This window comes from Parendozoicomonas sp. Alg238-R29 (genome assembly GCF_947331445.1).
Lineage (GTDB): Bacteria > Pseudomonadota > Gammaproteobacteria > Pseudomonadales > Endozoicomonadaceae > Sansalvadorimonas.
The window spans coordinates 94,529-115,010 of sequence record NZ_CAMZOG010000002.1 but is presented as its reverse complement, the minus strand read 5'-3'; the positions used below and the strand labels follow the sequence as shown (position 1 = coordinate 115,010).

Sequence of the window (20,482 nt, the reverse complement as noted above, 5' to 3'; positions counted from 1 at the left end):
GACCAGAATCGCTGGGCAGCCATGAAAGACGAAGCTCGCCGCGAACTGAAGAAGCAGGAAGAGCAGGATGCGCAGAAGCTAGCTTCTCACGATGATGACAGCGGCGAAGGTGTTGGCAGGCTGAACAGGCGCCGTGAGAGCTCTACCGACAATACCGTGGAAGGAAACTCTGGATCAAAAGAGGGTGGCTCTTCTCCGTCTCCTGAGATTCCTCCTCAGGGTGACAGCAATAACCATTATGCCAGCCATGATGATGACGGGACGGGTTCATTGCAGGGGCAGGTAACAAGTGGCGACAGCGGACGGTCTGAAGTTACTCAGGTTGCTGGCAATGACGCAAAGCCTCAGACGCAACCTCAGCCAGTAGCGCCAGTTGTTAATAAGCCAGCCTTTGACAGCGCTCTGGTAGCGGCTCTGCCTGCTACTGCTGCTGAAGCGTCTAGTAACGCAGCCATGCAGATGTTCGCCGGGCATCATAGGGTTATCTCAGATTTCCGTAAGGGGCGTGCAAAAAGTGCTGATTCTGCCATTGAGCGTGTTGATGCCGGTGCAGTTGAAGCCTTAGTCAAAGGTGGTTTGAAGGACTCTCTGCAGCCCGGTGGTGTTTACAGCTATGTGCGAACCTACGGTCACCGTGGCTCAGCCAAGATGAGTTCTGGCCTGCCTGGGTACAGCAACAGTGGTTATGGTTTCGACATCGGAGCGTTCAAAGCTTTGGATACCGAGCTTCTGGTGGGTGTGATGTTCTCCGCTGAGAATAACAAAACTTCCCCGAAGGGTAAGGGTGGCAGCACCGATATGACCAGTTTGCGGGTTGGCCCATTCTTCTCCTGGAAGCGTGACAACTTCCATATCGACGGTGCTCTGACTGCTGGTCATCACGATGTGAGGGCGAAAGGCAAAGATAAGATCAGTGGTGACAGTTATAAGGGTAACTTCACCATGAACGACTGGGCAGCCTGGATTGGCACCGGCTACGACATTCATCTTGATGAACTTGTACCGGGGCTGACCCTGACACCAATCGCTGAGTTTATGTACATCGATAGCCGTCAATCTGGCTTTGATCTGAAGAGTCAGCACACAGATAAGGTGAAGGTAAAAGGTGGCAGCCGTCATGGCCGTATCGACCGTTATGGTTTGATGATGGATTATCAGGTATCTGACTCCCAGTACCTGACCAGCATTCACGGCGGTGTCGGTGTTCAGATGAACCACTTCGCAGACAATAAAACAACGATGACTCATGTTGAGAGTGGTAATAGTGTGACTGAGAAGCGTGAGCAGCGTGATCGCAAATTACAGTGGTACACGTTGGGCGTGAATTCACAGTTCAGCGATTATAGAAGTCTGTCGTTTGATCTTGAGGGAACCCGCGGACGTGAGAGTCACACTTATGGTGCGTCACTGACCTTTGAGAAGAAGTTCTGATAAATCAGGACTGTAAGATAAAAGAGGGCTGCAATGGTAGCCCTTTTTCTATCTGAAAAAAACAGAAAGGTTAAATAACCCGAGAGAACTTCTGTTGTTCCTGCGCGGCTGCCATATACCGGTCAAAAGTCATGCAGATATTGCGAATCAGTAAACGGCCACGAGGCAGAACACTGATGGACTCGTTATCCAGAACCAGTAGTTCGTCTTTTGCCATCACGGATAATGCTTCCAGTTCTGGTTTGAAGTGCTTGGTGAAATTGATGCCAAACTCAGACTCCACATCGTGGAAGTTCAATTCGAAATCACACAGCAAACGACGAATAATATGGGAGCGCAACTGATCTTCGGCAGAGCTTTTTAGCCCTTTGTTGACAGCAAGGCGGCCTGCATTAATAGCTTCACTGTAACTGGCCATATCAGTGAAGTTCTGGGCATAGGTGTTGCCAACCTGACTGATAGAAGACACGCCAATACCGATCAGATCACAGTGACCATGAGTAGTATACCCTTGGAAGTTACGATGCAGGACACCATCTTCCTGAGCAGCAGCCAGGTCATCGTCGGGTAAGGCGAAGTGATCCATGCCAATGTAAACATATCCGGCTTCAGTCAATCGTTGTGTGGTTGCTTCCATGATGCGCAGCTTTTCTTCCGGGGAAGGAAGATCTTCACTGCGTATACGACGCTGGGGCATAAACCGGTGAGGCAAATGAGCGTAGTTAAAAACAGATAGTCTTTCTGGTGCGATCTCAATGACTCGGTCAACAGTCTTGAGAAAGCTGTCACAGCTTTGTAGGGGCAGTCCGTAAATCAAATCAACATTGATTGAGTCGAAATCCATAGCCCGGGCAGCGTCGATCACGCTTTCGGTCACGGCTCTTGGCTGAATGCGGTTAACGGCTTTTTGTACGGCGGGATCGAAGTCCTGTACGCCGAGGCTTATGCGGTTAAAGCCAAGATTCCGAAGCAATCCCATCATGCCCCAGTCGGCTTCACGGGGGTCGATTTCAATGGAGTAGTCGGAAAATTCACTGAAATCCAAATGGAAATATTTGTTTGCAGTTTCCATTAGCTGGGTTAGCTGTTCCTGACTAAGGAATGTGGGGGTTCCTCCCCCCAGATGCAACTGTTCAACCGTTGCTTTGTAACCAAGATTTTTGGCGTGCATAGCCATTTCCTGGCACATCAGATCCAGATAGGGCTGAGCCTGTTCACGACGTTTGGTAACGATCTTGTTGCAACCACAGTAATAACAGACCGTATCGCAGAACGGAATATGGAAATACAGAGAGATGGGTTTTCTCTGGTGTCCGCTGTCTTGTTCTGCCTGAATAAAGGTATCTGTTTCGAACTCACTGGTGAATTGCACCGCTGTCGGGTATGAGGTGTAACGAGGTCCCGGGCGATCATATCGCTTTAATAAACTGGAGTCCCAGATCAGTGAGTTGTTCATCTATGTTTCCTGCAATCGAAGGTGCAATATTATTTTTTTCGCAAAATGGCAAATTGAATACGATTGCCTGCACTAAATACTGATTGACAGTTTATAGTTTGCTGGTTCTAGTGCCTTGATGTGTATCAATAGAGAACAACTTTTACTCTCAGCTCGTTTTGCTGAGTGACAAAAAGTTGAGTGGGGGTGTGGTCAAACAGCGGGCAGGGGCATCCTTCTGCAAATTCTACAGAAGGATGCAGTAAAAGACATTGTGGTCAATGCTCCATCTTTGAGTGATCTACTGATGGAGGTGTTGTTTGTTTATGGCTCATTTGTGAATGATTCATGTTGTTATGATCCATGCTGCTGTGACCCTTATCGTTGTGCATGTTGCCATGCATCTGATGAGGTTGATCACTGAAATCCAGTTTCATCATAACCCACATCTGATGAGGGCCGGGTATCGTCCAAAGGCCAAACAGAATAACCAGAGTGCCTGCTGCTGAACGAAAGTACTTATTCTGCAGAAGGTTGCGTATCTGTTCAGCAAGAAATCCGGTCAGAAGCAATACGGGAAGTGTTCCCAACCCAAAAGCCAGCATAAGCGAAGCAGACTCAATGGCGTTGCTACTGGCAGCTGCCCAGATGAGCGTGCTGTATACCAGACCGCAGGGTAACCACCCCCAGAGTGCACCAACACCAATGGCTTTTACAGGGCTGTTTACAGGTAGCATGGCAGATGCTGTTGGTTGAATACGACGCCAGAGTTTGTGACCAGCTTTTTCCAGTATAGTAATGCCCATCCACCAGCCCGCAAGATACAACCCCATACCAACCAGCATGATTCCCGCAAACACTCGCAGGGCAATACTGGTTTCTTTGCTGAAGCCACCAATGAACCAACCCAGCCAACCCATCAGGAAACCAATAACTGTGTAGCTGAAAATGCGGCCCAGGTTGTATCCCAGCAGAATATTAAAACTTTTTAACGATCGGGGAGGTGCGCTGCTGCCTATACTCAGTGCCGACATGATACCCCCACACATGCCAATGCAGTGCCCGCCCCCCAGAAGACCCAGCAGGAAAGCTGCTGTCAGGCTCAGTTGGTCAGTCATTACTACTCCTGGATATATTTTTAACCTAAGGCTGCTTATCTTTATTTTGTTTGGTTTCTGGTTCATCGAACAGAATGCTGTGGGCCGGGCCTTCAAGGTCATCAAACTGGTTGTTATCCACAGCCCAAAAGAAGACGGAAACTGCCACAGCGACAAAAACCACGGCAATGGGAATAAGAATGTAGAGGCTGTCCATTGATTATTCTCCGTGTGTTGCGCGATCTTGTTTTGGTGGTTTTGAAAGCCGCAGTGCATTGCCAACTACAACCAGCGAGCTTGCAGACATCCCAATAGCAGCCATCCAGGGCGCCAGCCAGCCAGACGCTGCTAAAGGTAGTACCAGCAGGTTGTACCCCAGAGCCCAGGTCATGTTTTCCCGAATGATTCGACGTGTGTCGCAGGCCTTGTCGATACTGGTCAGCAACTGATTCAGGTCTCCAGACAACAACAGGGCATCGGCATGGGTACGAGCCAGATCAGAAGCGGTGTTCATGGCAACCGACAGATCTGCTGCCGCCAAAACTGGAATATCATTCACGCCGTCTCCAATCATCAAAACGCGATTGCCCTGCGCTTGAAGTTGTTGCACGTAACCAAGTTTGTCGTCTGGTGTCGCCTGAGCATGGCAGCTTTCGATGCCAAGTTCTTTACCAACACGGTTAACAACACCCTGATTGTCACCACTCAGCAGCCCGACTTGCAGGCCTTTTGTTGTCAGTTCGCTGATAATCTGTTTTGCCTCGGGGCGCAGAGTATCATCAAGGCCAAACCAGGCCAGTGGCATTTTGTCGCAGCTTAACAGCAGCCAGGTGAGATGATTGTCTGGCGGGCTGGCCTCCATGCCAGGGCTGACAAAAGAGGGTTTACCTATACGCCAGGTATGACCAGCAATTCTGCCTTGAAGACCTTGTGCGGTAATATTTTCAACATCCTTCACTGGGGTGGTTGAAGCGGGGAAGGCATGGGCAATAGGGTGTTCGGAATGACTTTCCAGAGCCGCGGCTACATCCAGTAATTCACTTCTGCTGTAGGTTTTGTTGAGGATTTTTACACTTGTGAGGCTAAGGTCTCCTTGAGTCAAAGTGCCAGTTTTGTCGAAAATGACGTGTGTAATCTGTGGCAAACCTTCCAAAACACGACTGTGGCTGATAAGCATGCCTTTGGATTGGAGGAATCCGGTCACAGCTGTCAGAGCCGCAGGGGTTGCCAGGGAAAGCGCGCAGGGGCAGGTTGCCACGAGTACAGAAAGAACAATCCAGAACGCATCATCTGGCTCGTGCTGGAGCCAGTAAAAGTAAACCCCAACAGATGCAATCAATACTGTGCAGACAAACCAACCTGCCACACGATCAGCTTGTCGGGCGATGGTGGGTTTATCCCCCTGAGCTTGTTCCAGTAAGCGAGCAATAGCGGACAAGCGGGTGTTTTGCCCAACATGGGTGACTTCTACTTCAATAGCGTTTTCGGTATTGATCGTTCCGGCAGTAACCTGATCACCTATATGTTTGGCTACTGGTAGATATTCACCCGTTAACGCAGATTCATTGATTGAGCTTTGACCGTTGAGAATGGTGCCATCAGCAGGAATATTTTCGCCGGTAAGAATACGAATGTTGTCGCCAACCTGTAGATCGGAGGGGCTGACCCGTTCCGTGTTGCCATCTTTATTAACCCGTAAGCAGCTTTCAGGAAGGAGTAAATGCAGGCTGCGTGACGTTTGATTAGTGTGATGGCGTGCCCGCATTTCCAGAAAACGACCACTCAACAAGAACAGGGTAAACATACTGACAGAGTCAAAATACACTTCACCGGTACCTTGTATGGTTCCCCAGAGGCTGGCCAGATATGCGCCGCCAATGGCAATGGATACAGGAACATCCATGCCAGGGTGGCGATTCTTAATATCTCGCCAGGCTGCGGAAAAGAACGGGCGGGCAGAATAAAATACAACAGGCGTCGCAATCAGGGCGCTGACCCAGCGCATCAATGTGCGAAACTCTGATTCCATACCCTGTGACCCGCCAGCATACATAGCAATGGCATACATCATGACTTGCATGGTGCCAATGCTGGCAACAGCAAGACGTCGGATAAATTGTTTATGTTCTTTTTCCAGCAGAGCATCTTGCTGCTCCTGGCGCCAAGGGTGAGCCCGGTAGCCAACCGCAAGAACCGCCAGCATGATTTCGCTGATTTTTACAGTGTCTGAAATGAAGGTCACTGTTGCCGTATGCTGGCTGAGATTTACAGTGACGGATTCGACCCCTTTTATAGACGAAATATGGTGTTCAAGAAGCCAGACACAAGCAGAGCAAGTGATACCTTCTATCAGCAACCGTGCTTCATACTTTTGCTGAGGGCTGTGTGAAGAACGGCTCGAGGGAAGGCTGCGAATAAAGCTCTGCTGAAGATCTTCCCGGTCATAGAGTTTATATTCCGCTTTTAAGGCTTGGCTTAAGTCGGCTTGCTGCGCAGGTTCAGAACGGTAGCGGTAATAGTTATCAAGCCCGCCGGATACTATGGCTGTCGCAACAGCCTGACATCCGGGGCAACACATGGGGCGGTCTTCACCATCAATAAGCGCTGTAAATTGAACAGGTCCATTGATTGGCAGATGGCAGTGAAAACAACTTTTTTCACTCATGTATATTCACATCCAGGGGCATGCCTACTCGTAAGCGGCCAATTCAACAGGCATATTTTCTTCGATCCAGATTTCACGGTTTAAGCGCCAGCCGCTCAGGTAGCCTTTTTCCGGAGTGATTTCGTCAAGGGTTTCCAGGTGCACGTAGTAACGACCTGCTGGAATCCCCTGAGATTGACCTTTATAAAGGGTGTTTTGAGCGGGTGTTTGCAGCAGGGCAATAACCTGTTTTTCCACGCCTTTGGCCGCAGGTAGAAGGCGAAGGCGCAACTGCTGGGGCCAGCTGTCAAGGGAGCCGGACATCGCCACGTTTAAAGAGCCAGACGCTTCATCGAAGTTGATGTTGGCCGCGATATTTTGCTCATGGGCCCGGCGATCACGACTCAGATCCTGGTTGATGGCCTTACCCACCTTGTAATAGTCATCAACCACAACCTCGTCAGCATTTTTAAATGAAACTATGACCTGGAATGTGCCCCAGGTAATAGTGACAAGAATTACACCAACAATGTACCAAGCCCATGGTTCCTGGTACCAGTATGTAAATGGCTCTTTTTCTGCATTTGGCGTCATGGCGTTGTCCTTGGGGACAGGAAACGGCTCTCTGCGGAAGTCGCTGGACCGTCTGCACTGTCACTGTTCGCATGGAACTCAATAGTGGTGTTGGTTCCGGTTAATACTTCAGGTGGAACGGTCAGTCGCACAGGAAGGCTTGCTACAGAACCCGGGTCCAGTGTGATACGGGTATCGCCGCGGATAATAACACCTTTCAGGCCAGACACACTGATATTCAGTGTTTGCGGCTGCTGAGATTTGTTAACCAGTTTGAGTGTGTAGATGTTTTCAATCTGGCCCGCAGTGTTGGTGCTGTACAGGCTTTGACGATCTCGCAGAGCTTCAAATTCCAGCACCGTGCGTTGGGTCAGGGTAACAATAAACAAGCCGGTAATCAGACACAGGGCGATGAAGTAGCCAATCAGACGTGGGCGGAACAAGTGAGTTTTGTTGCCTTCAATGGCGCTTTCACTGGTATAGGTGATCAGCTCACGATCGTAGCCCATCTTGTCCATAATGCCGTTACAGGCATCGACACAGGCTCCGCAGCTGATGCACTCGTATTGCAGACCGTCACGGATATCAATGCCAGTGGGGCAAACATGTACGCACAGGTTGCAGTCGATGCAATCACCAATACCCAGTTCTTTCGGGTCGGCATTGCGTTTGCGGGGGCCACGGCTTTCACCGCGAGTGGCATCGTAGTGAACAGTCAGAGTGTCTTTGTCATACATGACGCTCTGGAAGCGGGCGTAAGGGCACATATAAATGCACACCTGCTCACGCAGCCAGCCAGCATTACCGTAAGTGGCAAGAGTGAAGAAGCCAATCCAGAACACGGCCCATGCCGATGCTTCTATGGTCAGCAGATCGCCAATCAGCGCGCGAATTGGGGTGAAATAACCAACAAAAGTAATACCGACGGCCAGAGAAATCAGCAGCCAGAGCAGGTGCTTGGCAAATTTTCGGGCAAACTTTTCGGTACTCATTGGGGCTTTGTCGAGGCGCATGCGTTTGTTGCGATCACCTTCGGTGACTTTCTCAACCCACATAAATACCCAGGTAAAAACACTTTGCGGGCAGGTGTAACCACACCAAACCCGGCCTGCCAGTACCGTGATGAAGAACAGGCCAAAGGCGCAGATAATCAGCATCCAGGATAGAAGGATGAAGTCTTGAGGCAGAAAAGTTTCGCTGAAAATATGAAATTGGCGGGTGCCCAGATCCCAGAGTATGGCCTGACGGTCGCCCCATGTGAACCAGACTGTACCGAAATAAAGAAGAAACAGGAGTGCGCCGCCGTAGTTACGCAGATTCCGGTAGAAACCTTCAAAGGCGCGGGTGTAAATCTTTTCCCTGCGTTCATAAAGGTTAATTGTTTCTATTATTTCCGGTTCATTCTGCTGGTTTTCAGGCTTGATCACGGGGCATTCCTCAACCGTTATTCTTCAGGCTCTCGACGCTTCTTGGTTTTATTTGTTGTAAGGCTGGGGAGAGTTGTTCTTGGACTTAAAAAGATAAGCAGGCAACTAGCTAAGTTGCCTGCTGTTATGCAGTTTACTGTGTTGCCTTGTCTTTATCGGACAGGCTGTAAACATAGGCAGAAACGAGGTGAACCTTCTGTGGGCCGAGAATATCTTTCCAGGCCGGCATTACACCGTTACGTCCCTTACGGATAGTGTATTCCACCTGAGTCTGGCTGTTACCATAGAGCCAGATATTATCGGTTAGATTTGGTGCGCCAAACAGCTTGTTACCGCTGGCATCGGCACCGTGACACACAGCACAGGTAGTCGCGTAAGCGGCTTTACCGGCTGCCAGATCTTCTTCGCTGGCGTTGACCGTGAGGCCGCTCAGGTCACGTACATAAGACGCAACATTGCGAACACCCTTTTCACCAAGAACCGGTCCCCAGGCGGGCATCTGGCCGTTACGGCCATTCAGTACCGTGGCTTCAATGTCTGCAGCAGAACCACCCCACAACCAATCGTGGTCGTTCAGCTGAGGAAAACCAAAAGTACCGCCAGCATCGCTACCGTGGCACAGGGCACAGTTATTCAGGAAGATACGCTTACCCATAGACAGTGCCTTGGGGTTGCTCTGCAGTTCTTCAATACTTTTGGCTGCGTACTGATCAAACAGTGGCTGGTATTGACGTGCATGTTTTTCCTGATCGGCTTTCAGCTCACCCCGAGAGGTCCAGCCAAGGATGCCATCAAACTTGCCAGGCCAGATACCTGGGTAGAGTACCAGGTAAACAGCACTGAAAATCATGGTTCCCAGGAACAGGCCAATCCACCACATAGGCATGGGGTTGTCATATTCAGTGATACCATCAAATTCATGGCCGACAGTTTCTTCAGTGGCCTTTTTACGCTGAACTTTCCAAGTGGAAAACAGCACGAAACTGATAAATGCCAGGCATCCCAGAGTCAGGACCAGAACCCATGCGCTCCAGAAATCAGACATGTGGAGCCTCCTTCTTATTCTTGTGTGTGCTGCCCGTTAGCCCTTCATCCTGAAAGGGCAGATTGGCAGCTTCTTCAAAATCCTTATGCTTACGGTCGCTGTAAGCCCAGAGTACAACTGCGATAAAGGCCACCAAGCAGAACACTGTTGCCAGGCCTCGCAGGGTATTAATGTCGATATCCATTGCACTTTCCCCCACTTAACGCTTCTGGGTAATAACGGTGCCGAGGTTTTGCAGGTAAGCAACCAGAGCATCCATTTCAGTCTTACCCTGCACAGCCTCAGAAGCACCGGCGATATCTTCGTCGGTATAAGGAACACCCAGAGTTTTCAGGGCTTCCAGCTTCTTAGGTGTAACAGCACTGTCAATCAGGTTTTCATTCAGGTGTGGGTAGGCCGGCATGATAGAAGCTGGCACCACGTCACGGGGATTGTACAGGTGGGCGCGATGCCACTCGTCAGAGTAACGTTCGCCAACACGAGCCAGATCAGGACCGGTACGTTTGGAACCCCACAGGAATGGATAGTCGTAGACCGACTCACCAGCGACAGAGTAGTGACCGTAACGTTCTACCTCAGCCCGCAGTGGACGAATCATCTGGGAGTGACAGCCTACGCAGCCCTCTTTGATGTAAACGTCACGACCTTCCAATTGTAAGGCAGTGTATGGCTTGAGGCCTTCAACGGGCTCAGTGGTTTCCTTCAGGTTGAACAGAGGAACAATTTCCACGAGGCCGCCGAAGCTGATGGCGAAAATGACGCCAATAACCATCAGACCAATGTTTTTTTCAATAATTTCGTGCTTGAGCATGTCCTTATTCCCCTTACGCCATGGCCGCAGCTGCTTCAGACTTTTCGGGCTCGGATGCGCGAATTGTCTGCCAGACGTTATAAAGCATGACGAACATGCCGATCACAAAGAATCCACCACCAATAAGGCGAACAACATAACCAGGCATACTGGCTTCTACTGATTCAATAAAGCTGTACTGCAAGGTGCCATCTACGTTAACAGCCTGCCACATCAAACCTTGTGTGATGCCGTTCACCCACAGGGCAACGATGTATAATACGGTGCCAATTGTCGCCAGCCAGAAGTGAGTATTGATCAGGCTTGTGCTGTACATGCCGTCGCGACCAAACACTTTTGGAATCAGGTGGTAGAGAGCACCGATAGAAACCATGGCAACCCAGCCCAGAGCACCGGAGTGTACGTGACCGATGGTCCAGTCTGTGTAGTGAGACAGGGCGTTAACAGTCTTGATGGCCATCATCGGACCTTCAAAGGTAGACATGCCGTAGAAGGACAGGGATACCACCAGGAAGCGCAGGATTGGATCAGTACGCAGTTTGTGCCATGCGCCGGAGAGAGTCATGACACCGTTGATCATACCGCCCCAGGAAGGTGCCAGCAGGATCAGGGACATAACCATACCAAGGCTCTGTGCCCAATCAGGCAGAGCGGTGTAGTGCAGGTGGTGTGGGCCAGCCCAGATGTAGATAGCTACCAGCGCCCAGAAGTGCACGATAGACAGGCGGTAGGAATAAACCGGACGCTCTGCCTGTTTGGGGACGAAGTAGTACATGATGCCCAGGAAGCCGGCAGTCAGGAAGAAGCCAACAGCGTTGTGTCCGTACCACCATTGGATGGTGGCATCCATGGCGCCGGAGTAAGCCGAGTAAGACTTAAACAGCGTAACCGGGATTTCCATGTTGTTAACTATATGGAGAACAGCGACAGTTACGATGAATGCTCCGTAGAACCAGTTAGCCACATAAATGTGACTGGTTTTACGCTTCATTATCGTACCGAAGAAAACGATGGCGTAGGTGACCCAGACCACTGCAATCAGGATATCAATAGGCCATTCGAGTTCGGCATACTCTTTGGAGGATGTCATACCCAGAGGCAGGGTAATGGCCGCCAGAACAATCACCAGATTCCAGCCCCAGAAGGTGAAAGCTGCGAGAGTGTCTGACAAGAGTCGAGCCTGACAGGTCCGCTGTACAACATAATAAGATGTTGCGAACAGAGCTGATCCGCCAAACGCAAAAATCACCGCATTGGTATGCAGTGGTCTGAGTCGGCCGAAGGTCAGGTAGGGTTCAAAATTCAGTTCTGGCCAGACCAGCTGGGCGGCGATTAGGAGCCCGACGGTCATGCCGACAATCCCCCATATCACCGTCATCACTGCAAACTGGCGAACCACTTTGTAATTGTAATGTGTGTCCGTTGCGTTGCTCATGTCGCGATCCACGATTGCGGTTGTACGTATAAACCGAGAGGAGTATGAAAAAAACGAAAGCTGCCAACAATGACCCAGATCAATAGGTGATCATATAACAGGCAATTTTGCAGTTTTCAGACACATTCTACAGCTTATGATGTAGTGGAGCGTACTACCTTATTGCTTTTTTTAGAGTGGTATGCGGTGCGCGAATGCGGTAATTGCTACGCCACCGGCTCCATTTGGCGGCGCAATCATAACAGAAGTTAGGTGTATGTACGCAAGGGTGCTTTGCAATAACCAGATAGAAAATATGGTTATTATCTGTCGTTTAATCAACCGGCAGGGCTGCGCATTCGTACTGTTCGCTGGTCACTTCTGCTATGGATAGGTACATAGCCGATGCTCCACAGATTATACTTTCATAACCGGCAAAGGTTCTGATGCTGACAGAGCCAGTAAAATCCCTGGTTGCTAATAGAAAAACAACAACGCGAGAGATGCCAAATTGTAGAACTTTTGGGTGGCGAAGGGTTCCGAAAAACATAAATAGCGTGAAAGCGCCCCCAGAGCCCCATCAATTTTCAGGATGTAAAAGTATGAGCGAATACCTGTGGAATAAAGCTAAGGGGCAGGAAAAGGCCGTTCTGGTTCTGGCCCATGGCGCGGGCGCATCTATGGACAGTTCTTTTATGGAGGATATTGCCCAACTTCTCTCTGGGCGGGGCGTAACGGTTGTTCGCTTTGAGTTCCCTTATATGGTTGAACGCCGGGTTAATGGTAAGAAACGTCCACCTGATAGAGCTCCCAAACTACTGGACAGCTGGCGTATAACAATTACCGATATTCAAAAGCAGGTTTCGAGCGTGCCTCTTTATATAGGAGGCAAATCCATGGGCGGCCGAATGGCGACTCTTGTGGTAGCCGAAGGTGAGGGTGTTGAAGGTGAGGGTGTTGAAGGTGTAGCTGGTGTCGTATGTTTGGGGTACCCCTTCTACGCAACGGGTAAACCAGAAAAGCCTCGCATAGATCATTTGCGGAACATCTCTCTGCCAGTATTGGTGTTGCAGGGGGAGCGTGATGCTATGGGAAACCAGGAAGCTGTTGCGGGTTATGACTTGTCTGATCGAATAGAGATTTGCTGGCTCGCGGATGGTAATCATGATCTGAAACCTCGCAAAGCTTCCGGTTTAACCCATGAGCAACATCTTGCAACCACTGCTGAAAAAATTGAGTCCTGGATTATGGGAGTTAGGTGAAGTTGTAAGAGAAGCTGCTTGTTGGGAAGAGACTGGCAGTCACGAAGGGGTTGGTGATTCTGACCGTCCGAGCATAGAATGTTTGCCGTTTTCTTAGCCGTTGTATGAATCAATTATGTCCCGTAATCATCTTCTACTGTATTGCCGTCCCGGGTTTGAATCGGATATGGCAGGGGAGATTCAGGATAAAGCTGCTGTTGCTGGCATTTATGGTTATGTGAAAACCAAAAAAGACAGCGGCTATGTGGTGTATATCACCCAGGAGCCGGATGGTGCCTGGAAGTTAATGGGCAATCTACGCTTCGACGATTTAGTCTTTGCCCGCCAGTGGTGTGCGGCAGTGCCTATGCTGGAAAATATTTCGCAAACCGACCGGGTTTCAGCCATTCTTGAAGCTCTCAATGAGCATGACTTCCCGTGCTGTGGTGATGTTGTGCTGGAAACGGCAGATACCAATGAAGCCAAAGAGCTTTCCGGGTTCTGCAAAAAGTTTGTGAATCCGTTGCGGCAGTCATTAAGAAAGGCAGACAAGCTTACTTCCAAGCCTAACGAGAAGATTTCACGACTGCACTGCTTCTTTCTGGATTCTACCAATGTGTATGTGGGAATAACCGATACCCGTAATAGCAGCCCGTGGTCGGGTGGTATTCTCCGACTGAAGTTCCCCAAAGCTGCACCCAGCCGTTCAACACTTAAGCTCGAAGAGGCTTTTCACACCTTTATTCCTGCCGATGACAGGGACACCCGATTAGCGCCGGGCATGAAAAGTGTTGACCTTGGTGCAGCCCCTGGTGGTTGGACTTGGCAATTAGTGAACCGTTCCATGATGGTGATAGCCGTTGATAACGGCCCAATGCAGCAGGAACTTCTGGATACCGCGCAAGTGGATCACCGGGAAGAAGATGCCTTTACCTTTCAGCCTCCTAAGCAGGTTGACTGGATGGTTTGCGATATTGTTGATAAACCCTCTCGTTCTGCAGAATTAATGGCTCGCTGGCTGGTTAACGGTTGGTGTCGGGAAACAATTTTTAATCTTAAGTTACCGATGAAACAAAGATGGCAGGCAGTGCAGAGTGCCTTGCAGATGGTTGAGGATATTTGTGCCGGGCAGGGTGTGCAGGTGGAATTGCGTTGCAAGCAGCTGTTTCATGACCGTGAAGAAGTCACTGTACACGGAATCTCCGTTTGATAACTGACATGAGGCTGAACTTTAGTTGTCGAAGTGCATTTTCGGGTATGCGACTCTTCCTTTTCGGTTGACCTTGATGACGAATGTTGTTGGTGTAAATGTCAGTTCTTGGTGCTATTGACGGGGGATTGCGGCGAATAGGTCATTGGAAAAATAAAAGCAATATTTGTTGGCACTATAGTTCTTGTACTATGGTATTAAGTTTATGGTTTTTCGGTGTTTTTTGTTGTGAATGTGCAAAATCGTGGGATATAGTGGCGAGCATAAATATAATAAGAAAGAGTTCGCTATGTCCTTCAAACGACAACAACTATTTCACTGCCTTTCTCTTATTACCATTCTTGCCACAGGTTTTTCGTTGCCTGTATTGGCGCTTCAAAGTCTTAATGATGATGAACTGGGTGATGTCACCGGTCAGGCGGTTGTGAATCTGGTAACAGATACTATTGGCAGTGGAGCCAATGAAACCCGATATACCCGTGTGGATTTGGGTATCGACGTAAAAACCCAATTAAACGCAGATCAGATCTCTCTGGGTACCCGAACCCGTGATGGCGTCGAAGGCGCAGACCTCAATATCGATAATCTGGCCCTTGGTTACATCACTGATAATGGCAACGGTGAAATTGAGCCTTTCCGTATACGTAATCCCTATATTGAGTTTGCCTACCAGGGGGATGAAATTGTGGGTATGCGGGTGGGATTTGGTGAAGCGAAAGGTTATCTCTCCGGGGATATCAGCCAGCTGAGCGGGAATATTGCTGTTGGTATTAACGGCACATTAGGCGAGATTCGTGATGCCTTGCGGGCAACGGGTCAGGATGTTCCTTTTTTGATTAATCTGGCAGCGGGGATTTCATCCGGGGCCAATATGGAGGCAGAAGCGGAGCTGGTACTGGAAAATGGTGTGCCCAGTAATGTCCGCGCCACACGGGTTGGTATACCCAATGGGGAATCTCTGGCAACGGATGATCCTCTGGTGGCTGCCATCGGTGGTTTGCTGGGTATATTAACCTCCAATGATTGCGGTGCTGCCGGTTTGAGTACTTGTTTTCCTCTGACCAATTATCGTTCACTGCCGGTTGGAAATGTGGATGTCCCAGATGATCTGACAACAGATAATATTGAAGGGGCAGCGAGAGGGATGTTCCTTGCCTTTGGTCATCAGGATGTGCAATGGCGGGATTTGGAAAATACTGCAAATACTGTGTCATCGGCAGCGGGTGCTTTTTTGAATGTGCCCAAATTCCGGAACGAAGATGGGGAGTTGCAGGCGCCTATCAATGTGAATTTCACCCAGGTATTCAGTGGTATTCAACGCTTGGCCAGCTGTTATAACAGTGGTGGCCAGGGGACGGTGGGTTGCTGATGGGTTGTTCACAGAGTGTTCGTTTGAGAAAGGCCTGGTTCGTCCTGGTCGCACTTTGTCTGACTGGCTTTGTCAGGGCTGAACTGCAGGAGCTGGATGATGATGATCTTTCCAGTGCTCAGGGTTCAGGTGTGGGGCTTGTGATCGAAGACTTCAGCTTCGACGGCTCCACCGGGTCGCTCTCTGTCGGCGGTGTGGAACAGAAAACACCCTCCGGAAGTGATGTAGAAGTGGGTATTAGTGTAACCCGCCTCTATCTTAAGGGTGAAGGCAGTCGCCGTGGTATAGACGACGTTCGGTATGGTTTTGGCAGCATTGAGAACCCTTTGCGGCTGGATATTCTTTCCGGCTCGGATATCGCCAATGTACCCGATACCAGTACTGTGCTGCAGGTGGCCTGGCCAACGTACCAGGAGCGCTCAGTTGATGAGGTTCTTAATGATAACAGTGTTGATCTGAACGGCTTGGATGGATTGCTAGCCGAACGACGCGTTGCATTGCAGGATAACCTCGCCGCTGTTGCGGCTATCAACCCTACGGATTTGGCTCGCTGGGAAGCAGAGGCGGCTGTAAGAAATGCAGAAATTGCTCGACTGAATGCATTGAGGGAAGATGTACTGGATCGTGCCAGAGACGCTGGTATTGATATCGAAGATATTACCGATGGGTGCGGTTTGTTTGGTAGCCGGGCTTGTCGCAGACTTCGGGATGAATATCAAGAGTATGGCGATGATTTACAGGATGAGAGAACAGCTTTGAGCAGCGTGCTTGAAGATTTGACCCCTGCCAGAAGAACTCTGTCCCAGACCCCGGGAAGAGAGGCCCAGGTGAAATCCATCGAGGGGGTCATCCAACGTCTGGGCGGGGGGATATCCGGTGCAGATGTCGGGATCAGTTTCAGTTATGAGGTTGCAGACTTTTCCAGCCTTGCTTCCGATGCTACGCAAACGGGCACCAGAGTAGATCATCATTCTTATGACCTCACCGGTGTAGATATTTACGGAACGTCTTTACGGTTGTTTGGGAATTCCAGAGCTGGAAAGCGCACACTGGATGGTGAACTGGATCTAAAACTGTATGTGAAATCCCTTGACTTAACCAGTTGCGATATTTCTCAGGGGGCCTGTCTGAACAACCCTGTTTATCGTGGCAACAGAACCTATTATTTTTCCGATATCTTTTTTGACCTGCGTTTGGGCTATGGCACCATACAGCCGCTGGAATTTGCTGTCACGCCGGAGGGACATATCAATCTGCGACTGGCACCTGTTACATCAGCAACGGCCGCAGACTTTTATGCTAACAGCCCTAAATCCAATATCTACATTGGCCATGTTGATCACGGTGGTGTTCGCCCTGCGGGTGGAGGGCTGCCTTCAGGTTCTGGGCACCAGTCATTTGGTGCATCTGAGGTGGCGGGTTTGAGAATTCAGTATCTTGATGTCACAACACACGATCTGTAATTATGAAAAAACAAATAATAAAAAAGATTGCAGTTACTAGTTGTTTTTTGTCTATCAGTTGCTTTTTTTCTGGATTGGCTCAGGCAGAACTTGAAGCCTTGGATGATGACATGCTGTCTGGCAGTACTGCGCAGGGGGTTACGCTCTCGGGAAATTTTTCTCTGAATGAAAATGGCGGCCCACTTTGGCGTGCCCCGGATGGAAATTGCTCTGTGTCCACGAATAATGGCGAGTGCGGAACGCGTATAGCCATTCAGGAAGATGAGGGGAGCGGCTGGATTATTCTGGATATTTTCCAAGGCAGTCTGGCGTTTGGTAGTTACGCAAACTCTGATCCGATGGTTCTTTCTATTGAAGAACGCCAGATTGCGGATAACCCGAATACTCCCGAAAATGAAGCGCGCTCTCTGGATGTTATCAGTGCTGATTACGAAGGGCGATTGGAGTATGAAAACCTGAGTCTTAAGATTGCCTCTCAACCATTGAATCAGGGGCCGGAGCCAAACCCAGCCAGCCAGCGCGATCTGATGTCTCTGAACTTCAATGGTTACAGTACTTTTACTGGCAACCTCTTGCTTTTCCCGGTGGACTGATATGAATACTCTCAGAATATTTTTGACGACCGCACTGCTTGTCTTTTTGAATGCTGCCTCTTTCAATGCTGTCTCTGAACTAAAGAGCTTGGATGACAGTGTATTAGGAGAAACCAGTGGTCAGTCGGGCGTGACTATTGAATACAAGACAACACTTGCAAAAGGTTCAGAAAGCCAGCCTCAGAACAATATCCGATGGAAGAGTAATGACTCTGATCCGAACACATTTATTGAGTTTCAGAATATTCATACTGAAGATGTGGATGCTGGTAATGGGTTTGAAGGCTTGAGCGTGATTACTAAAGTTGATGTGATCGAACGGTCAGGAGCGGCCGTCAACAATGGCAGCTTTCTGGTTCTTGATACTGTGACCGAAACAGAAAAGCTCAATGTTGGCCGAGTCAACCTTGGCAATAATACAGCGTTGCACTCGGTGCAGATCTTTAACCCTAGTCTCAGAGCACAAATGGAAATAGGTGCTCAGTAGACGTCGTATATACCTAGCCATTTAGGCAAAGCCCACGGTACTTTACATAAGAAAGCCCGGTAAAATCCGGGCTTTCTTATGTCAGCAATAAAACCAATAACAACTGGCATTCTCAAGCTCAATACTCCACCAGGAAAATATCTTGCCCAAGCCTCCTTCTTCCGTGCCGGTTTCGACTAATCGTCAGGTCTGGCAGTTTGCCTGGCCAGTGATTCTCTCCAATATCACTGTATCCCTGTTGGGTTTGGTGGATTCTGCTGTACTTGGGCGACAGGATTCCCCTATCTATCTCGGTGCTGTTGCCGTTGGTGCCAGCCTGTTCAGTTTTATCTTCTGGGCTTTTGGTTTTCTGCGTATGGGAACCACGGGTGAAGTCTCCCGTGCTTATGGCCGGGGGCACTATCAACGTATGTATGATGTGCTGATTCAGGCGCTCACCATTGCTGGTGTTTTGGGGGTTGCCATAATCGTAATATCTCGACCCATTCTTGATCTGGCCTTGCCATTCTTTAATCCTGGCCAGGCTGTTAGTTCGGAAGTGGGTAACTACTTCTTTATCCGGGTACTATCTGCACCGGCGACACTGGCTAACTATGCTGTGTTGGGCTGGTTGCTGGGTCGGCAGGTTGCTAAAGCGTCTTTGATTCTGCTGGTGTTTCAAAACCTACTGAATATCGTTCTGAACCTGCTCTTTGTTCTTGGCTTAGGGATGGCAGTAAAAGGTGTGGCACTGGCAACAGTGATCGCAGAATACGCCAGCCTCGGCTTGGGTCTTTATCTTTGTTTGCGTTATCTCAGCGGTGTGAGTGGGCACTTTCGTTTTCGAGAAGCTTTGTATTTGTCTCAATTAAAAGCACTGATGGTTGTTAACCGGCAGCTGTTTATCCGCACACTGTGCCTGCTATTAACCATGTCTATGTTTACCGCATGGGGCGCTCGGCAGGGGGATGAAATTCTTGCCGCCAACGCTTTGTTGATTAATCTGCTCATGCTGGTGATTTATGCGCTGGATGGTTTTGCTTTTGCAGCGGAAGCTCTTATTGGAAAAGCGACAGGTGAAGGTTGTATTCGCCTAATTAACAAACTTCTGACGTCTACTTTTCTGTGCTCTGTGTTAATGGCCGCGGTATTCAGTATTTTCTTCGTTGTATTTGGTCAGTTGTTACTGTCGTTTTTAACAGATATTGAAGGCTTGGCTGAACTGGCTGGAAATTACCTTCCCTGGTTGATTGCGATGCCGTTTCTTGGTGTGATTTGTTTCTGGCTGGATGGCGTTTACATTGGCATTGGTCGAACAGGGTTGATGCAAAATATTATGGTGCTTTCAACGTTTCTTGTTTTTATCCCTGTACTGTATCTGACCCGTTCAGCTGGGAACCACGGCTTATGGTTTGCGTTTGCCGTATTCACCGCCGCGAGAAGCAGCGGTATGCTGATGTCTTTCTTGCCCATTTATCGAAAAATACGCAAGGGGCAGAGTTTTAGCTTTTAAAGTGTCGTTTCTGGGGTTCAGTGGGTCAGTACTGTGATTTCTTCTTCGTGATCCAGTAAGGGATCAATCTTATTGTGGAGAAGACGGCGGTTCTCGGAATGCAGCCACTGGCTCCAGCACTGGACATTATCCCAAAGGCTGACGGTGACTCTGTGGCAGGAATTTTCTATATCCCGCAGAGTCTCACTTCCCAGAAAGCCTTTGGTATCCTGAATCAGGGGAACAGTATCCCGCAGGCAGTGGTCGTAGTGTTGTTCCAGTCCTTCGGCTATGGTGCGGTCTATGATCACCTTGATCATGGGGTATGTCCTTATCAAAGTCGTTTCTGGATCGGATTAGGCTATCGAGCCTGTTGGGGTTTTATTCCTGGGCTCAGTGGCTCTAAAATATTTTCGCCCGTTTCGAATATTTTTTAAGTGTAAGCGTATTTTTGTAATGACCTATAGCATTTCCCGTACTCTCGATACCTGTGGCCTTAACTGCCCTGAACCTGTAATGATGCTGCACAAGGTCGTGCGGGATATGGCGGCGGGGGATATCGTCGAGGTCATTGCCACCGACCCCTCTACCAGCCGGGATATTCCCAAGTTTTGTAACTTTCTGGATCATGACCTGTTGACCCAGGAAGAGCGGGATAATCGGTTCTATTACCATATTCGAAAAAAGCAGCTTGATGGCCTCTAGCTATCAGGCTTGTCAGTTCCGCTTACGCACAGATTGCTGATTTCTGCTGTCTTACAAAAAATGTGA

20 protein-coding genes are annotated in these 20,482 nt (G+C 49.3%); 9 read left to right on the top strand and 11 right to left on the bottom strand.

Going from position 1 to position 20,482, the window contains the following annotated elements; translation table 11 throughout:
- Positions 1-1,431, top strand: a 1,431-nt coding sequence (locus tag QMA35_RS01090) for an autotransporter outer membrane beta-barrel domain-containing protein (protein WP_281645271.1), incomplete at its 5' end; no start/stop codon positions are given.
- Positions 1,432-1,501: 70 nt separating this feature from the next.
- On the opposite strand, the gene hemN is transcribed toward QMA35_RS01090, so the two are convergent.
- The 10 genes from hemN to ccoN all read right to left on the bottom strand — a co-directional run bounded on the left by hemN (position 1,502) and on the right by ccoN (position 11,898).
- Positions 1,502-2,887, bottom strand: coding sequence for an oxygen-independent coproporphyrinogen III oxidase (gene hemN / locus QMA35_RS01085; protein WP_281645270.1), 1,386 nt, complete (start codon positions 2,885-2,887; stop codon positions 1,502-1,504).
- A gap of 257 nt (positions 2,888-3,144) precedes the next feature.
- Positions 3,145-3,984: a sulfite exporter TauE/SafE family protein gene (locus QMA35_RS01080; RefSeq protein WP_281645269.1), complete on the bottom strand. Its 840-nt coding sequence runs from the start codon at positions 3,982-3,984 to the stop codon at positions 3,145-3,147.
- 25 nt (positions 3,985-4,009) lie between these two features.
- Entirely contained in the window at positions 4,010-4,180 is a 171-nt protein-coding gene (gene ccoS, locus QMA35_RS01075) for a cbb3-type cytochrome oxidase assembly protein CcoS (RefSeq protein ID WP_281645268.1), read from the bottom strand.
- Between the two features lie 3 nt (positions 4,181-4,183).
- On the bottom strand, positions 4,184-6,628 hold the full coding sequence (locus QMA35_RS01070) for a heavy metal translocating P-type ATPase (RefSeq protein ID WP_281645267.1): 2,445 nt from the start codon (positions 6,626-6,628) through the stop codon (positions 4,184-4,186).
- A 24-nt stretch (positions 6,629-6,652) separates the two neighbouring features.
- On the bottom strand, positions 6,653-7,201 hold the full coding sequence (locus QMA35_RS01065; protein ID WP_281645266.1) for a FixH family protein: 549 nt from the start codon (positions 7,199-7,201) through the stop codon (positions 6,653-6,655).
- Positions 7,198-8,607, bottom strand: a complete 1,410-nt coding sequence (gene ccoG / locus QMA35_RS01060; protein ID WP_281645265.1) for a cytochrome c oxidase accessory protein CcoG — start codon at positions 8,605-8,607, stop codon at positions 7,198-7,200. Before ccoG ends, QMA35_RS01065 begins: the two co-directional genes overlap by 4 nt.
- 133 nt (positions 8,608-8,740) lie before the next feature.
- Entirely contained in the window at positions 8,741-9,652 is a 912-nt protein-coding gene (gene ccoP / locus QMA35_RS01055) for a cytochrome-c oxidase, cbb3-type subunit III (protein WP_281645264.1), read from the bottom strand.
- A complete protein-coding gene (locus QMA35_RS01050; RefSeq protein WP_348650919.1) occupies positions 9,645-9,851 on the bottom strand; it encodes a cbb3-type cytochrome c oxidase subunit 3 in 207 nt (68 codons plus the stop codon). Before QMA35_RS01050 ends, ccoP begins: the two co-directional genes overlap by 8 nt.
- Positions 9,852-10,463 carry a cytochrome-c oxidase, cbb3-type subunit II gene (gene ccoO / locus QMA35_RS01045; RefSeq protein ID WP_281645263.1) on the bottom strand — a complete coding sequence of 204 codons (612 nt, stop codon included), beginning with the start codon at positions 10,461-10,463 and terminating at the stop codon, positions 9,852-9,854. It abuts the gene before it with no gap.
- A 13-nt stretch (positions 10,464-10,476) separates the two neighbouring features.
- Complete coding sequence (gene ccoN, locus QMA35_RS01040; RefSeq protein ID WP_281645262.1) at positions 10,477-11,898, bottom strand: cytochrome-c oxidase, cbb3-type subunit I; 1,422 nt, start codon at positions 11,896-11,898, stop codon at positions 10,477-10,479.
- Positions 11,899-12,479: 581 nt separating this feature from the next.
- Here ccoN and QMA35_RS01035 point away from each other — a divergent pair.
- The 7 genes from QMA35_RS01035 to QMA35_RS01005 all read left to right on the top strand — a co-directional run bounded on the left by QMA35_RS01035 (position 12,480) and on the right by QMA35_RS01005 (position 19,732).
- A complete protein-coding gene (locus QMA35_RS01035) occupies positions 12,480-13,139 on the top strand; it encodes an alpha/beta family hydrolase (RefSeq protein WP_281645261.1) in 660 nt (219 codons plus the stop codon).
- A 115-nt stretch (positions 13,140-13,254) separates the two neighbouring features.
- Complete coding sequence (gene rlmM, locus QMA35_RS01030) at positions 13,255-14,328, top strand: 23S rRNA (cytidine(2498)-2'-O)-methyltransferase RlmM (RefSeq protein ID WP_281645260.1); 1,074 nt, start codon at positions 13,255-13,257, stop codon at positions 14,326-14,328.
- Between the two features lie 289 nt (positions 14,329-14,617).
- A complete protein-coding gene (locus tag QMA35_RS01025) occupies positions 14,618-15,697 on the top strand; it encodes a hypothetical protein (RefSeq protein WP_281645259.1) in 1,080 nt (359 codons plus the stop codon).
- Positions 15,697-17,160, top strand: coding sequence for a hypothetical protein (locus QMA35_RS01020; RefSeq protein ID WP_281645258.1), 1,464 nt, complete (start codon positions 15,697-15,699; stop codon positions 17,158-17,160). The genes QMA35_RS01025 and QMA35_RS01020 overlap by 1 nt, the downstream gene beginning before the upstream one ends.
- 2 nt (positions 17,161-17,162) lie before the next feature.
- Positions 17,163-17,753, top strand: a complete 591-nt coding sequence (locus tag QMA35_RS01015; protein ID WP_281645257.1) for a hypothetical protein — start codon at positions 17,163-17,165, stop codon at positions 17,751-17,753.
- Between the two features lies 1 nt (position 17,754).
- Positions 17,755-18,240 carry a DUF6160 family protein gene (locus QMA35_RS01010; protein WP_281645256.1) on the top strand — a complete coding sequence of 162 codons (486 nt, stop codon included), beginning with the start codon at positions 17,755-17,757 and terminating at the stop codon, positions 18,238-18,240.
- A 142-nt stretch (positions 18,241-18,382) separates the two neighbouring features.
- On the top strand, positions 18,383-19,732 hold the full coding sequence (locus QMA35_RS01005; RefSeq protein WP_281645255.1) for an MATE family efflux transporter: 1,350 nt from the start codon (positions 18,383-18,385) through the stop codon (positions 19,730-19,732).
- Positions 19,733-19,749: 17 nt separating this feature from the next.
- Here the strand turns inward: QMA35_RS01005 and QMA35_RS01000 are convergent, their stop codons facing one another.
- Positions 19,750-20,031 carry an antibiotic biosynthesis monooxygenase gene (locus QMA35_RS01000; RefSeq protein WP_281645254.1) on the bottom strand — a complete coding sequence of 94 codons (282 nt, stop codon included), beginning with the start codon at positions 20,029-20,031 and terminating at the stop codon, positions 19,750-19,752.
- 136 nt (positions 20,032-20,167) lie between these two features.
- Between QMA35_RS01000 and tusA the strand changes: the two genes are divergently transcribed.
- Positions 20,168-20,416 (top strand): sulfurtransferase TusA, encoded by a 249-nt coding sequence (gene tusA, locus QMA35_RS00995; RefSeq protein WP_281645253.1) that lies wholly within the window; start codon positions 20,168-20,170, stop codon positions 20,414-20,416.
- Positions 20,417-20,482: the final 66 nt, after the last annotated feature.

Excerpts from the sequence above, each read along its gene's own strand:
- hemN (WP_281645270.1), bottom strand. The coding sequence starts at position 2,887 with ATGAACAACTCACTGATCTGGGACTCCAGTTTATTAAAGCGATATGAT.
- QMA35_RS01080 (WP_281645269.1), bottom strand. The coding sequence starts at position 3,984 with ATGACTGACCAACTGAGCCTGACAGCAGCTTTCCTGCTGGGTCTTCTG.
- rlmM (WP_281645260.1), top strand. The coding sequence starts at position 13,255 with ATGTCCCGTAATCATCTTCTACTGTATTGCCGTCCCGGGTTTGAATCG.
- QMA35_RS01000 (WP_281645254.1), bottom strand. The coding sequence starts at position 20,031 with ATGATCAAGGTGATCATAGACCGCACCATAGCCGAAGGACTGGAACAA.
- QMA35_RS01070 (WP_281645267.1), bottom strand. The coding sequence starts at position 6,628 with ATGAGTGAAAAAAGTTGTTTTCACTGCCATCTGCCAATCAATGGACCT.
- QMA35_RS01010 (WP_281645256.1), top strand. The coding sequence starts at position 17,755 with ATGAATACTCTCAGAATATTTTTGACGACCGCACTGCTTGTCTTTTTG.
- ccoO (WP_281645263.1), bottom strand. The coding sequence starts at position 10,463 with ATGCTCAAGCACGAAATTATTGAAAAAAACATTGGTCTGATGGTTATT.
- tusA (WP_281645253.1), top strand. The coding sequence starts at position 20,168 with ATGACCTATAGCATTTCCCGTACTCTCGATACCTGTGGCCTTAACTGC.
- QMA35_RS01065 (WP_281645266.1), bottom strand. The coding sequence starts at position 7,201 with ATGACGCCAAATGCAGAAAAAGAGCCATTTACATACTGGTACCAGGAA.
- QMA35_RS01015 (WP_281645257.1), top strand. The coding sequence starts at position 17,163 with ATGAAAAAACAAATAATAAAAAAGATTGCAGTTACTAGTTGTTTTTTG.
- ccoP (WP_281645264.1), bottom strand. The coding sequence starts at position 9,652 with ATGTCTGATTTCTGGAGCGCATGGGTTCTGGTCCTGACTCTGGGATGC.
- ccoN (WP_281645262.1), bottom strand. The coding sequence starts at position 11,898 with ATGAGCAACGCAACGGACACACATTACAATTACAAAGTGGTTCGCCAG.
- QMA35_RS01035 (WP_281645261.1), top strand. The coding sequence starts at position 12,480 with ATGAGCGAATACCTGTGGAATAAAGCTAAGGGGCAGGAAAAGGCCGTT.
- QMA35_RS01025 (WP_281645259.1), top strand. The coding sequence starts at position 14,618 with ATGTCCTTCAAACGACAACAACTATTTCACTGCCTTTCTCTTATTACC.
- ccoS (WP_281645268.1), bottom strand. The coding sequence starts at position 4,180 with ATGGACAGCCTCTACATTCTTATTCCCATTGCCGTGGTTTTTGTCGCT.
- QMA35_RS01020 (WP_281645258.1), top strand. The coding sequence starts at position 15,697 with ATGGGTTGTTCACAGAGTGTTCGTTTGAGAAAGGCCTGGTTCGTCCTG.